Raw genomic sequence first — 14,301 nt, 5'->3', positions numbered from 1 at the left:
AAAGAATCTCTAACAAAAGTTTCAGTGTTTTAGTGTTCGAATGAACTTCTAGTTTTCTTTACGGACAATAAAATATCTAAATTTTCATATTTATTGCAAATCGGGGGGAGCGATTCATCCATGTGTTTAGCTATTCCAGGCCAAATTGTAGAAATGTTAGATGGTGACCGCCATTATGCTGTGGTGAATGTCTGCGGTGTGCGCCGCAAAATTAACATTGACTTATTAAAAAATGAACATCTCCTTCTTGGAGATTGGGTGCTTATTCATGTGGGATTTGCGATGAGCAAAATCAGTGAAGAACAAGCAAATGAACAATTGAATTTGCTAAGCATGTTAAATGAATCGGATGAAGCGATCGAGGAAGTACAAGGTTACCAATTTGATAACGAAAAAGTTTAAACATGTTAATACACAGCGCTGGAGACTTAAGGCAACAAAAGGCATATGATTGGTCAATCATAACCCGTTCCGAAAAAGACGATATGCATGCAGGCAGTCGTTGTTGATCTAATTTTAGGAGGTGCAGTTTAATGACGACGATGAAATATGTTGACGAGTTTCGCAATCCGGAATTAATCCGCAAAATATCGGAAGAAATCCACCGCCACGTCGATCCAGATTATCACTATCGTTTTATGGAGGTTTGCGGAGGACATACCTTTTCGATTTTTCGATTTGGATTGCAGAATCTGCTGCCTGAAAACATTGAGCTTGTCCATGGACCGGGATGCCCTGTCTGTATTCTTCCAATGGGACGTATGGACAATGGACTTTCGATTGCCAAGCAGCAGGACGTCATTTTTACCGCATTCGGTGATGTAATGCGCGTTCCCGGGAAACATGGAACGCCTCTCGAACTAAAAGCTAAAGGGGCTGATATACGTATGGTGTACTCCCCTTTAGATGCTTTAAACATAGCGATGAAGAATCCTGACCGGCAAGTTGTGCTGTTTGCGATTGGCTTTGAAACTACCGCCCCATCAACAGCATTGACGCTCATGCGCGCACGTGAATTGGATGTGCCCAATTTCTCTGTATTTTCCAATCACGTCCTAATTATACCGGCAATGCAGGCAATATTGGATTCTCCGGATATGCGCATTGATGGGTTTATCGGACCTGGTCATGTTTCATCTGTAATCGGCGCCCGTCCTTATGAAAGCATCGCAAAAAAATACCAAAAACCGATAATTATCTCCGGTTTTGAACCGCTCGATTTACTGCAATCGATCCTCATGCTTGTAAAACAAATGCGCGAGGGGCGGTTTGAAGTAGAAAATCAATATAGCCGCGTCGTTCCTTACGAAGGAAATATGTCTGCACTTGATGTAATGAAAGAAGTTTTTGAAGTCCGCTCTCTTTTTGAATGGAGGGGACTTGGGGCTATTCAGCAGTCTGCGCTCAAATTGCGGCCTGAATTCGCCAAGTGGGATGCGGAAGTTCGTTTCCAAGTCGAGGGAGCTCGTGTGAGTGATCCGCAAATGGCGCCTTGCGGACAAGTATTAAAAGGTATATTGAAACCGCATCAATGCCAGCTGTTTGGCAAAGAATGCACTCCGGAACATCCTGTGGGAGCTCTTATGGTGTCGTCAGAAGGGGCATGCGCCGCCTATTATCATTACGTTCATTTGCAAGAAGCAGTGGGTGAATAAAAAGGAGGAAATTATATAGATTGGTTTTCCCTGTTAGGTGAAATACAATGCGTTTCGAATTCGGGCAGTGGCAGGGTTCATCAGCTTACTTTCAGACGTTATATGATTTGGGAGACTCTCACTGAACTTCTTAATTAATCGTTGCATCAGGAAGAAAGGAAGGAACAAGCATGAAGACAGCCAAAGTGAATTTTACTGATTCTTATATCGAATTGGCTCATGGCGCTGGCGGGAAAGCAAGCAGAAGACTGATCGAAGGACTGTTGGTTCCCTATATGATGGGAGACAAACCAGCAGAATTAAATGATGCGGCATATGTTGAGGCAAATGGGAGCCGATTGGCGTTTACTGCAGACAGCTTTGTTGTCAATCCACTCGTCTTCCCAGGGGGATCTATCGGCGAACTTGCCGTCAACGGGACTATAAACGACTTGGCGATGGGGGGAGCAAAGCCGTTGGCTTTGGTGACAACACTTATTATCGAAGCGGGATTGGCAACGTCGGAGTTGGAACGGGAGGTGGCGGCTATCGCCAAGGCAGCTCAACGTGTCGGAGTGCCTGTGGTCGGGGGAGATACGAAAGTAGTGGAGCACGGAAAAGCGGACGGTCTGTACATCACGACAGCCGGTATCGGCCTTACCGATCCGCGCGTTTCTCTTTCGTCCAGAAACGTTCAACCGGGTGATCATGTCATTTTGTCTGGTGCAATTGGTGATCATGGGATTACCGTTCTCTTGGCTAGAGGGGAGTTGGATTTAGAAGCTGACCTTACTTCCGATACTCGGGCGGTTTGGCCGTTCGTATCGGCACTTATTGAGGCGGCGGCGCCGGGGCTTAGATGGCTGCGCGATCCAACCCGAGGCGGTGTAGCTACGGCATTAAACGAATTGGCAAGAGACGCTCAAGTAGCTGTTATACTCGATGAAGAGGCAATTCCAGTTCGCCCGGCAGTGCGCGGTGCCTGCGAAATTTTAGGATTGGATCCCCTTCATATTGCCAATGAAGGGCAGTTTCTTGCCGTCATTTCGCCTGAATATGCCGATATCGCATTAAAAACACTTAAAAGCATGCCGGGCGGGGAGAATGCGAAGTGCATTGGTGAAATACAAGCAGAGCCAAAAAAAGCAGTTTTAGCACGTTCTCAATATGGAGGTACACGCTTGATCGATATGCTGATTGGCGATCCGTTGCCTCGCATCTGTTAATCAATCATGAAAATGCTTAATAATAAATCATCTCTTTGGAGGATGAGAAATAATGCTGGAGCTTTATGGTGCGAAAGGATGTCCTTACACGAAGGAATTGCGGGAAAGTTTATTATGGGACGGAAAAGAATTTGTCGAGTATGATGTCGAAGAAGACAAAGCGGCATTAAAGCAGCTTGTTGTTTTGACGGGAGGAGGTACTGTTCCAGTCTTAGTAGAAGACGGGCAGGTCATTCAAATAGGAGTTTCCGGCCGCGGATGCATGGTTGCATTGCCGTCCGCAAAGGAGGAGAAGCCGTTATCTTAAACGGGCGCCCCCTCTCTTCTCTTTAGGTAAGATACATGCAAAATAAACGGATACATCTCTAGGAAAGTGGAATATGTCGGCATGAAAGGTTCTGTTATGTATACGCCTTCAGTTCAGAATGCGAGAATAAAGCTAAATGCCAGCGCATTAAGTTCAACGGACAATGTTTTCTTATTCAAAGTTCGGACGGTCCACTGAGCTCTATTTATCTGTTTGAAAGCTCCAAAATCTCCCGTTTTATAACGAAAGCAGGTGATTCATCATGAAAATAGCGCAGCGTATTCTAATATATGGTGTTGTGCAAGGGGTCGGTTTTCGTCCTTTTGTCTTTCGTAAAGCAAAGCGGTGGAAGCTCAGCGGATGGGTGCGCAATGGAGAAAGCGGCGTGGAGATTCATGTGGAAGGGGACGCAGATGCCATTCAACAATTTGTTCAAGACATTACAGATCGATACCCTTCCTCAGCTAAAATAACCAATTTGGAAATTAAAGATGCGCCTTTACAAGAAGCAGCTGATTTCGAAATTTTGGCCAGCACGCTCCATAATCGGCCGACAGTGCAAATTCCTGCTGATCTTGCGGTTTGTCCGAAATGCTTGTCAGAATTGTTTGATCCAGCTAACCGCCGATTCCTTTATCCATACATCAATTGCACGGATTGCGGTCCACGATATACGGTCATTGAGCGGCTGCCGTATGACCGGCCTTATACGACAATGCATATGTGGTCTATGTGTCCGGCTTGTTCAGCGGAATATTATGATCCGGCGGATCGACGGTTTCATGCGCAGCCAACTGCTTGCCCCGATTGCGGTCCTCATTATCATGTGCAGGGACAGGATGGAGAAATACATGGTGATGAAAAAGCGATCAAAAAAACGGCCGAGCTCCTTCGTTCTGGGCGCATCGTTGCGATCAAGGGGCTTGGCGGCTATCTTTTGGCGTGTGATGCTGAAAACGAAGAAGCGGTATGGGAGCTTAGAAGGCGGAAACGACGCGGGGAAAAGCCGTTTGCCTTAATGGTAAAAGATCTCGAGACAGCAAGGGCGTTTATCGATATATGTGCGGAAGAAGAAAATCTCCTTACATCTTCCGCCCGACCCATCGTGTTGGCACGGGCTCGCCGATTGCTGCCGGGAGTAGCTCCTGATAATTCCGATTTAGGAGTAATGCTTCCATACACCCCTCTCCATCATTTGCTGTTTCATTTCGACGCACCAGAAGTGCTTGTAATGACAAGTGCTAACCGTTCCAGTGAACCGATCATCTATGATGATGAAGAAGCGATCAAGGCACTTGAAGGCATTGCGGACGCATGGCTTATTGGGGAGCGCCCTATTGCCCGCCGCGTCGATGATTCCGTCGTTCGCGTCAGCCCATTTGGCCCTACTGTACTTCGGCGGGCGCGGGGGTATGCGCCGCTTCCTGCTGCCCAATTGCCCAGTGATCGGCCTGTTCTTGCGGTTGGAGCTGACCTAAAAAATACCATTACATTAGTGGTCAACGGACAGGCGATCATGAGCCAGCATTTAGGAGATTTGATGAAATACGAAGCATATATGTCATTTGAGCAAACGGTCCATGATCTTTTGTCGATGTATGATGTTCGATTGCAAGAAACGATTGTGGCGTACGATCTTCATCCCGACTACCAATCTACCGCCTTTGCTCACAATCTAGAAGCTTATCAACATATTGGCATCCAGCACCACCGCGCTCATGTGGCGTCCGTGCTGGCGGAGCGAAATGCATTGGACAAACGGGTGATCGGAGTGGCGTTTGATGGAACAGGTTTTGGCGACGATGGAGCGATCTGGGGCGGCGAGCTGTTTGTCGGAAGCGCTGCGGAAGGTCTAAAACGGCGCGGACATCTTCGTTACGCCATGCTTCCCGGCGGAGATGCGGCGGCACGCATGCCGCTTCAAGCGCTAGCTGGTTTCTTTGTGGATGATCCGAAATGGGCAATAAATGTCGGCAAGCAGCTTTCGTTTCCTGAACGATTTTTCACGGCAGTGAAGATGGTAGAGAAACAATTGCGCACCTTTCCAACAACGTCCGTCGGCCGTTTGTTTGATGCAGCAGCGGCCCTTTTAGGATTTACCGGTCCTATCTCATTTGAAGGACAAGCAGCCATTTGGCTGGAGCATTTAGCACGTACAGCTCCATTAGAGAAGGTATATTCTTTCCCGTGGAATGGAAAAGAGCTAGACTACCGTCCTTTTTTAAAGGAAATGACAGAAGACCGTCTAAAAGGAAAAGATGCAGCGGTGATTGCTCGCGCATTTCATCGAAGCGTCGCAGAAGGCATATTTAGAAGTGTTCGTTCTTTAGGAGCGGCCTATGAAATTGACACTGTTGTGTTGTCCGGCGGCGTATTTCAAAATTCGCTTTTGTTAGCTGATTTGAAAGAGTTATTTTATGAAAGCGATATGCATATCTGGATCGGTGAAGAAATTCCACCTAACGACGGCGGCATTAGTCTCGGGCAGGCAGCGCTTGTAGCTGCAGCGCATTCGAATTTATGAGTCGTTATTGCTTCAAAAGCTGTAAATATTTGTCTATCACTTGCTATGTTTTAATTGTTGTACATTCATTTTTTCCAATTCAATGTATTGTAGACCGCTGACTCGAATTCGAGGAAGCCCAAGTATGACCCCACATCAATTTATGTTTCATTCTTCGCATCGTCTATTAAAAATTTTTTACAAGACATCTTTCGGCGGCTGCACTTAAAGAAGGAAAATTCCTTTTCCGTCCAATTTGTAAAAATGAATAAAAAAGCAGATTCATCAAGGTCTGCTATGCCAAAAATGTGCAGGAAAGCTGTCCAGGCTGCTGCCCTAAACGGATGAATCTGCTTCTTATCTATTTGTCTTCCTTTTGCATTAGAACCGTTTAAACACCCATCGAAATATACTTAACTTCTAAATATTCGTCTATTCCATGGTGTCCCCCTTCTCGGCCTATTCCGCTCTCTTTCACGCCTCCAAATGGCGCTTGGGCGACAGCAGGAATCGAATCGTTCAAACCGACGATGCCAAATTCCAATGCTTCCGAAACTCTAACGGACCGAGAACAGACTCAATAGAAGGTCTTCCGTTATCCGGGCAATACAAATCCTTAACCTTTTCAGTGATATATGTATTGATCTATTTTTCGTAAAAGGTGATCTTCCGGTACAAGTTCCTCAATACAACAAATTTATATTCATTTTGACTCTCTTTATTTGTAGTTCACATGGTTATTATCCTCCTAACTAATATTATAATAAATTAACACGGTAAACTGATAAAGATTATAAATAAAAATAATGGCTGTCGAAGTTTCTCGACAGCCTGAGGATAAGGAATTTTCTCCCTTGTCCTTTTCCTCTTCGAGCAGTGCCAGACATCACTTATACTGCTTGTTTTTGGATGTCAGCTCTAGGTTTTTCTCGTTTGACAAGTAACATAAAGAAAGCAAACACAAGTAAGCCGCTTAAGAAATACAACCCGGCACTTGTTCCTCCCGTCAAATCTTTCAATGCTCCTACTGCATATGGACCGATAAAACCGCCAAGATTGCCAATCGAATTTACTACAGCTATCCCAACAGCTGCTTTTGCTGGATTAAGCATTGTTGTAGGCAGCGCCCAAAAAGGACCTTTATAACAATACATGCCTGTAAGTGATAAAGTGATGAATAACATGCCCAATACAGGTTGGAGTGTTACTCCAGCGCCTATCAATGTTATTGCCCCTACCAAGAGCGGCAAGGCAGCATGAAGCCATCTTTCTCCTTTGCGGTCAGAGCGGGCTGACCACCAGTTCATGGCAATAGTAGCAACAATATAAGGAATGGTAGCAATTAGACCAATTTGTGTATTAGATAAAGACGCTGACATTCCATCAATAATTTGCGGCATCCAGTAACTGACACCAAGAGTACCGGCAATATAAACAAAATAAATAATGGCAAAGTACCACACTTTTGCATCACGAAGAGCTTCTATATGTCCGCTATGCTTTGCAGAACCCTTTTTGCCATCTGCTTCTTTTACTCTTTCCTTTTCCAATTCAGCAATTAGCCAATTCTTTTCTTCTTCGGTGAGCCATTTTGCATCCTCTGGTTTATCCGCTAAATAAAATAGGGTCACGATCCCAAAAATCACAGCCGGAGCACCTTCAATTAAAAACATCCAGCGCCAGCCTTCAACATTGAACCAATGAATGTTGTCCATAATCCATGTCGAAAGTGGAGCACCGATAATATATGATACAGGAATCGCACTCATTAACATGGCAATGGTTTTTGCGTGATCTTTTGCCCGAAACCAATATGTTAAGTACAAAACAATTCCCGGGAAAAAGCCAGCTTCTGCAACACCGAGCAAAAATCTAATAATGTAAAGATGACTTGCTTCCTGTACAAACCCAGTCGCCATCGATATAATTCCCCATGTAATGAGGATTCGCGCAATCCAGACACGGGCGCCAAACTTCTCCATCAAAATATTACTTGGTACTTCAAAAAGAAAATAGCCGATAAAGAATATACCAGTTGCCAGACCGAAAACCTGGCTGGTCAAACCAAGGGCATCATTCATCTCCAAAGCGGCATAACCAATGTTAGCCCGGTCCAAATACGAAATAATATAAAGGAAAAATACAAATGGAATAATCCTCCTTGTTACTTTTCGCACTGTTTGCTTTTCCAAAGACACTGCGTCATTCATCATACCCACTCCCCCTAAATTTAAAATGAATATAGAAAAAACTGTATAGATTGAATGAAGTAAATGTTCCGAAAATTATTGAAACGAAATTACTTCACTTTATTTACAATTAGGAATCAACACACCTTAAAGTACACAGGCTGAAGGCCAAAAAATCTTATAAAATGTAAGTGTTTACATTTTCAGACTAGAATAAAGGGTCCCTATTTTGTGTTGGATCCTAATGTAAATAACATGTTCTAACAACTTGTTATTTGTAATACAAATTAGTAATACAAATTTCACTGTATATCTTGTGTTTTTTATTTTTTTTGATTATTATAATCATAAAATAGCGTGTTGTAAATTAAAATTTCAAAAAAATTATTATAAATTTGTTATATAAATCAATAAATTTGTTATACAAATTTCGTCCATTCCCTATTTTAGAACTACGAAAGGAGAGGGAGTCATGGCCAAAAAAGAAAAAGTTTCGCAAATGATATCTCGTGAATTATTGAAACAAATTGAAATCGGAAAATTTCCACCAGGCTCTAAGCTGCCGACAGAAATGGAGTTGGCTGCTCAATTCGGTGTAAGTAGAGTACCTATTCGCGAGGCTTTAAGTATGCTGCGTGCAGCAGGTGTCATTTCCTCGCGTCAAGGCGGCGGGAGTTATGTAGAAGAATCAACAAATTCATCATTATTACAGCGTATTCGAATTGAGAGCGATGATGTGGACAGCATTAAATATTTATTTGAAATGAGAAAAATTTTGGAGCCGGAAGCAGCATATTTAGCAGCACTCCGACGTACACCTGAACAGCTAGAGCAAATGAAACGAATTTTAAAAACAATGGAAAATGAATCTTTAGAAGAAGGAGACATTTCAACAGAGGCCGATATCGAATTCCATCGTTCGATTATTTTGGCTACACATAATCCAGTTTTAATTCAAACACTTGAAAATCTATCCTCTCTTTATGAAAAAACATTAAAGATTACGTTGCGACCTAACGTGGAGTTAAAACAAAAACGAAAAGCTGTATATCAAGAACATTACAATATTTTACAAGCAATCGAAGCAGAAGAACCGGACCTCGCCAAAATCCAATGTCTCATCCATTTAAAAAATGCTGAGAAAAAATTAAGTCTGCTTTTAAGAGATTATACGATATAGAAAATTGGAAAGTGAGAGATTCATATGAAGGTAGTTACACCGAGTCATATTGAAGAGATTAAATCAATAGTTAAAACCGGTAAAGTACTCACTGATGAGAGCGACCGTTTCAGCTATTCATTTGACGGCTCTTTCGGAACATTTCTGCCGGATGTGGTCATTCAAACAAAGAGCGTGGAAGAATTAGCATCCCTTGTGAAGCTTGCCAATCGCGAGAAGATCCCAGTTTATCCTCGCGGTCAAGCCACATCATTAAGCGGCGGCCCGCTGCCTGTCAAAGGCGGTATGGTATTGGATTTATCGGTATTAGATGATGTACTTGAAATTCATGAAGAAGACTTAATCGCCGTTGTATCCCCGGGAGTATTAACAGCGGATATTCACAAAGCAGCCGAGAAAAAAGGATTAATGTATCCTCCAGATCCAAGCAGTTCACATGTGTCTACTATTGGTGGAAATTTAGCTGAGAACTCTGGAGGTCCAAGAGGATTAAAATACGGAGTAACGAAAGATTATGTGATTGGTTTGGAGGTTATCACTCCTGAGGGTGAAATCATTCATACTGGCGGACGCACTGTAAAAAATGTAACCGGTTATGATTTAACAAAACTCATTGTCGGATCAGAAGGAACCTTAGGCATCATTACAAAAGCAATTTTGCGCCTTCTTCCAAAGCCGCCCGCTTCCGAAACCATTATGGCGGTATTTGACAGCCTTGTTGATGCGGGAAGCGCCATTTCAAAAATTTTATCGTCAGGTATTTTGCCTGCCAAAATGGAGTTAATGGATCAAGCTTCGATTGTGGCGGTCGAAAATTACGAGCCTTTAGGCCTGCCTGTAGATGCAGAAGCGATTATTCTCATTGAGCTCGACGGCCATCCTTTAGCTTTAAAGGATGAGATCAAACAAGCAGCGGAACTATGTTATCTTGTCGGAGCAAGAGCTGTTCGCATTCCAAAAAATGAAGCGGAAAAAGCGGAGATCTGGAAAGCTCGAAAGCTGGTATCTCCGGCTATCGTACGTATAAAACCGACCAAAATTTCAGAAGATGCCACCGTACCACGAAGCAAAATACCTCAAATGTGCGCAAGATTGCAGGAAATTCGAGATAAATATAATATTCACCTCGTCGTATTCGGTCACGCAGGTGATGGCAACCTGCATCCAAACATTATTTGCGACAAAAACGACATAGAAGAAATGCGCCGCGTAGAACAAGCTGTCGCTGAAATTTTCACAGCAGCAGTTGAACTTGGCGGAACGCTTTCAGGCGAACACGGCATCGGAACTATGAAGGCTCCTTTTATGGAAATGGAATTAGGACCAGTCGGTCTGGATATGATGAAGCGGATTAAAAAAGTTTGGGATCCAAATAACATCATGAATCCAGGAAAAATTTTCCCCGAAAAGGGGCAGAAATTGGAGTTGAGTTAACATGAAAGAATCTCTAGAAGAACTAAGGGAAGAATTTCAATATAATAAAACGAACAGCTGTGTACAGTGCGGTTATTGTCTGCCCGTCTGCCCGACATATGTAACTACGCGAATAGAAACACATTCACCGCGCGGACGTATTAATTTAGTCAAAATGGTTGGCGAAGGAAAAATCACGGATCTATCAGTGCTTGAAGAGCCGTTGGATTTATGCCTTGGATGCCGGGCTTGTGAAACGGCTTGTCCGACTGGAGTGGAATATGGTTCCATCCTTGAATCAGCAAGGGCTGCACTTGTGAAACGCAAGAAATTTAAAGCTCCTGTTCGTCTGCTGAGAAAGACAATGTTTCAGAACGTATTCCCTAGTAAAACAGCCATGAATGTGATCGGCAATACGTTTTGGCTTTATGAGAAAAGCGGATTGCAAAAAGCGATGCGCAAAACTGGTATTATGAAAAAGCTGCCTTATCATTTAGGTGAATTCGAAGCGACAATGTCTCAGGCAGTTTCACCAGCAGAGCGTAAACAAGCTCCTTCCAAAGCGAAAGCAAAAGGTGAAAAAAAATATACAGTTGCATTTTTCACCGGATGTATCATGGATGCTATGTTCCATCGCATCAACCGGTTGTCTGTACAGCTGCTTGCAGAAGCGGGTTGTGATGTCATTGTCATCCCTAATCAGACATGCTGCGGCGCACTGCATGCGCACTCTGGTGAAATAGAGGAAGCCAAGCGTCTCGCAAAACAAAACATCGCCGCATTTGAACAAGAGAACGTTGATTTTATTGTGAATAATGCCGGAGGATGCGGAGCTATGCTGCATGAATATGACCACCTGCTCGCAGATGATCCAGAATGGGCTGATAGAGCGGCTGCGTTCACTGCAAAATCAAGAGATATCAGCCAAGTGCTAGTCGCTTGCGGCGGACTGCCTAATCTTCGGTCAAATCCGGAAGAACGAGTCACATATCAGCCTTCGTGTCATATGACCAATGTTCAAAAAGTGACTGAGGAGCCTTTAAACCTTCTAAAAAGTATTTCAGGAATTAATTTTGTTGAGATGGAGCAAGCAAACATGTGCTGCGGTTCAGCAGGAATCTATAATATTATTAACTATGATGCCTCAATGGACATCCTTGATGAGAAAATGAAGCATACGAAAGCGACCGGAGCATCAGTCGTGATTACGACCAACCCAGGATGTCTCATACAGATGAAGCTTGGTATCGAACGCGAAAAACTGTCTGATTCTGTGCGGGCATTGCATCTAGTCGAATATTTGGCCGAAGCTGCCGGAATTTCATAAATTTTGCTTACACTTATGCTGGATACGTGTTTATTGTACATTTGACAGAAGCATTAAAAATGACATTCCGCACCTGAAAGGAAAACTTCCATCTTTTTTTCAGGTGCGTTTTTTAAAAGTTTTCACTTATCATTTAATTCCTTTTTAATCGACTTCTTCCATCTTCATTCTTTTTTCGATAATTTCCATCGATCATCTATTTTACCTGTTCCGACACACGGATGGAAAGGAAAGATTATAGCCAGCCTCAAGTTCAAATAACCCTTTTGATTGTTAGCCGATGTAATCAAGTCAGCCGGAAAAAAATTCGATCCGCTAATACAATCGGATTTTCTTCACGCTGAAAATCTCCAAAATGTGTCCAGTTAAATTGAATTGGACGATGTTTCAGAGCAACGTTTTTCGTATTGGCATAGAGAATCTGTCTGTAAAAGTAAGAAAATGAAGCTTTATATGACGTTTTATTAATGTTTCTGTTTATTCATATAGGTTTGTAAATTCCGCATATCCGAGAACAGCCAAGTACGATTAATTCGAAGTCATAAACACCTTGATATTGCCATTCTCAGCCAAAGAATCCCTAGTTTGGTAACAAACTAAACCGGACCAATTTTTATTTCTCGAAATATTTAAAAAAGATCAAAAAAAAAAACATTTATTGATTTTTAATAAATATATTGGGTCTAATCTCTTCTGTCATTTCTTCTTAACCCTAACAGTCCTGCAAGACCAACTAAACCAATCCATCCCCAATCTGTATCTTCATTATCATCGCTATTATCAACATCTGTATTTTGAGCCATTTGAGTAATTTTGTTTGTGTTGTTATTGACGTCTATGCTGTCATTTTCAGCGTAGGCAACTATCCCAAAAAGCATCAACGCAACTGATAGAGCGCAAAATGAATTGAGAATTTTTTTTAACATGGTTTTCACCTCCTTTTAATAATTGTTAACATTTAATATGTCCATCAAAAGAACAATTATTCTTTAGATATAGAAGCCGTTTAGGGCGTCATTTTTAAACCTATTCAATTCAATAAACGAGTGCGTTAAAGAAAAAATAGATGGTAAAAAAAGAGAAATGAATGCAATTACAAGGTATATATCTTCTATAAAAGAAGGGAAGCTATTATCAAATGTTTTAAGGCAGGGATTGGGGATTTACTGTTATTCCACAAACGTGATGAATGGTTGGCATACAAAAGACGATTTTTAAAAAGTAAAAGCTTGCGGCATCGCAAGCTTTTCCATATTTAGCAATCCGAACTTTTCACGTTGAGCGGCGGTGGAACTAGCCAGCCTTTTTCTTTGTTTATTCTAAGCAATTTAGCACCATATTGCGCTTTTTTTACGTGAAATTGACCAAACATTAAAGCAATATCTTCCCTGATGCACTCTCCTATAATTGTACTGCATGCCACTAAACCAGCAGAAATATCTTTGCTAAGCATTGCAGCTATTTCCGGGTCGGCAAATCTCGCACCAGCTGGAATATCTTCCAAACATGCTTTTGGCCGTTCTGGGGGTGATGGCGGAAGTGCTATTCCATTTTCTTTTAACAAGTTTTCTATTTCTTGTATTTCCGGTTTTAAAACGTTTTCGATGCTATCCTCTATAAAACGTTTTAAATCCTTATCGCCTGTGTGGTTGAGCAATGTTTGATATCCGGCAACAAATCCTTTAGCCGTTTGTAAATACGACCATACGCCAAATATTTCTCCGTAGTGCATTGGCTCTTCTTTTGGATTACCGCTTAAAATTCCCATAATAAACCTCCTAACAAAATTCATATATCACCATTCTTTAGATAATATGGATTGATTGAAATACAATTATGCAAAGGAAAGTGAAGTTTTAAAAAACTTATTATGTTATTGGATTTTTGTACGAAGGAATGAACAAAAAAGTTTGTGTAATGCATGGATTAGCTCATCAAAATTTAGTTAAATTTTCAATCCTTCTAACAGTACTTCTCGATAGGAAATTTGACTACAAAAAAGGACTACCTCCTTTCTTCTTAGTAAGGAAGTAGTCCTCACTTATTCTATAGACCAGTTCTCAAAAAAGTGGTCAGATTTTATTACATGCACCCTACATATCCTTTTATTGTAATAATTTTACAGTTCCCTTTCACTTTCGTGCATTTTGATTTTAGAGGGCAATGACGACAGTCTTCACATTCATAGATTTTGAAGCTTTGTTCATAACCAGACGGGTCCTTTTTGTTTTGGTATTTTTGAAACGCAACTTTCCTTCCATTTGGGCAGATAAAACAATTATCTTGCTCACAATACGTCCAGTTTTTCGCAATTTTGATGTCTTTTTGTATTTGTGTGTTGTTCTTGTACGTAGGTTCCATAAGGAATCAGAAAATCAAATCGAGGCTCTTTCTCAACACCAACTGCATATAGTTTTCTTCACTGCCATATCCTGTGACTGTTTTCAGCATGGGTAAAGAAAAAGCCGCCAGTTTCTCCATATTTTCTTGGATGAGCTTTTCGATTCCCCGGCAGGAATAAA

The 14,301-nt window shown here is 42.0% G+C and carries 12 protein-coding genes and 2 pseudogenes; 8 read left to right on the top strand and 6 right to left on the bottom strand.

Annotated elements, in window-relative coordinates:
• Nucleotides 1–120 precede the first annotated feature (120 nt).
• From FB379_RS14035 to hypF, 5 genes are all read left to right on the top strand, one after another.
• Nucleotides 121–402 carry a HypC/HybG/HupF family hydrogenase formation chaperone gene (locus FB379_RS14035; RefSeq protein ID WP_063387617.1) on the top strand — a complete coding sequence of 94 codons (282 nt, stop codon included), beginning with the start codon at nt 121–123 and terminating at the stop codon, nt 400–402.
• Between the two features lie 131 nt (nt 403–533).
• The gene (gene hypD / locus FB379_RS14030) at nt 534–1,655 is read left to right on the top strand and encodes a hydrogenase formation protein HypD (RefSeq protein ID WP_242009337.1); all 1,122 of its coding nucleotides are present in this window, start codon (nt 534–536) and stop codon (nt 1,653–1,655) included.
• Nucleotides 1,656–1,825: 170 nt separating this feature from the next.
• The gene (gene hypE, locus FB379_RS14025) at nt 1,826–2,860 is read left to right on the top strand and encodes a hydrogenase expression/formation protein HypE (RefSeq protein WP_066248144.1); all 1,035 of its coding nucleotides are present in this window, start codon (nt 1,826–1,828) and stop codon (nt 2,858–2,860) included.
• 52 nt (nt 2,861–2,912) lie between these two features.
• A complete protein-coding gene (locus tag FB379_RS14020; protein WP_063387619.1) occupies nt 2,913–3,167 on the top strand; it encodes a Uxx-star family glutaredoxin-like (seleno)protein in 255 nt (84 codons plus the stop codon).
• A gap of 262 nt (nt 3,168–3,429) precedes the next feature.
• Complete coding sequence (gene hypF / locus FB379_RS14015; RefSeq protein WP_066248143.1) at nt 3,430–5,691, top strand: carbamoyltransferase HypF; 2,262 nt, start codon at nt 3,430–3,432, stop codon at nt 5,689–5,691.
• 370 nt (nt 5,692–6,061) lie between these two features.
• On the opposite strand, the pseudogene FB379_RS14010 reads toward hypF, so the two are convergent.
• The 3 genes and pseudogenes from FB379_RS14010 to FB379_RS14005 form a co-directional block, all read right to left on the bottom strand.
• Nucleotides 6,062–6,226 (bottom strand): annotated as a pseudogene (locus FB379_RS14010) (aldehyde dehydrogenase family protein); the annotation flags it as partial.
• 11 nt (nt 6,227–6,237) lie between these two features.
• Nucleotides 6,238–6,396 (bottom strand): annotated as a pseudogene (locus FB379_RS18810) (transposase); the annotation flags it as partial.
• Nucleotides 6,397–6,560: 164 nt separating this feature from the next.
• Nucleotides 6,561–7,883: an MFS transporter gene (locus FB379_RS14005; RefSeq protein ID WP_066248139.1), complete on the bottom strand. Its 1,323-nt coding sequence runs from the start codon at nt 7,881–7,883 to the stop codon at nt 6,561–6,563.
• Between the two features lie 448 nt (nt 7,884–8,331).
• On the opposite strand from FB379_RS14005, the gene FB379_RS14000 reads away from it, so the two are divergent.
• The 3 genes from FB379_RS14000 to FB379_RS13990 are packed head-to-tail and all read left to right on the top strand — an operon-like array spanning nt 8,332 to nt 11,779.
• Nucleotides 8,332–9,039 (top strand): FadR/GntR family transcriptional regulator, encoded by a 708-nt coding sequence (locus FB379_RS14000; protein WP_063387623.1) that lies wholly within the window; start codon nt 8,332–8,334, stop codon nt 9,037–9,039.
• 24 nt (nt 9,040–9,063) lie between these two features.
• Nucleotides 9,064–10,473: an FAD-binding oxidoreductase gene (locus FB379_RS13995; RefSeq protein WP_066248137.1), complete on the top strand. Its 1,410-nt coding sequence runs from the start codon at nt 9,064–9,066 to the stop codon at nt 10,471–10,473.
• A gap of 1 nt (nt 10,474) precedes the next feature.
• Nucleotides 10,475–11,779, top strand: coding sequence for a (Fe-S)-binding protein (locus FB379_RS13990; RefSeq protein ID WP_066248135.1), 1,305 nt, complete (start codon nt 10,475–10,477; stop codon nt 11,777–11,779).
• 683 nt (nt 11,780–12,462) lie between these two features.
• Here FB379_RS13990 and FB379_RS13985 read toward each other — a convergent pair.
• The 3 genes from FB379_RS13985 to FB379_RS19290 all read right to left on the bottom strand — a co-directional run bounded on the left by FB379_RS13985 (nt 12,463) and on the right by FB379_RS19290 (nt 14,140).
• A complete protein-coding gene (locus FB379_RS13985) occupies nt 12,463–12,705 on the bottom strand; it encodes a WGxxGxxG family protein (protein WP_066248133.1) in 243 nt (80 codons plus the stop codon).
• Nucleotides 12,706–13,034: 329 nt separating this feature from the next.
• On the bottom strand, nt 13,035–13,547 hold the full coding sequence (locus tag FB379_RS13980) for a DUF3231 family protein (protein ID WP_066248132.1): 513 nt from the start codon (nt 13,545–13,547) through the stop codon (nt 13,035–13,037).
• Between the two features lie 314 nt (nt 13,548–13,861).
• Complete coding sequence (locus FB379_RS19290) at nt 13,862–14,140, bottom strand: transposase (protein ID WP_082829449.1); 279 nt, start codon at nt 14,138–14,140, stop codon at nt 13,862–13,864.
• Between the last annotated feature and the right edge of the window lie 161 nt (nt 14,141–14,301).

The organism is Aeribacillus composti, from assembly GCF_007827555.1.
Classification (GTDB): Bacteria; Bacillota; Bacilli; order Bacillales; family Aeribacillaceae; genus Aeribacillus; species Aeribacillus composti.
This window is presented reverse-complemented; position numbering and strand designations above follow the sequence as displayed.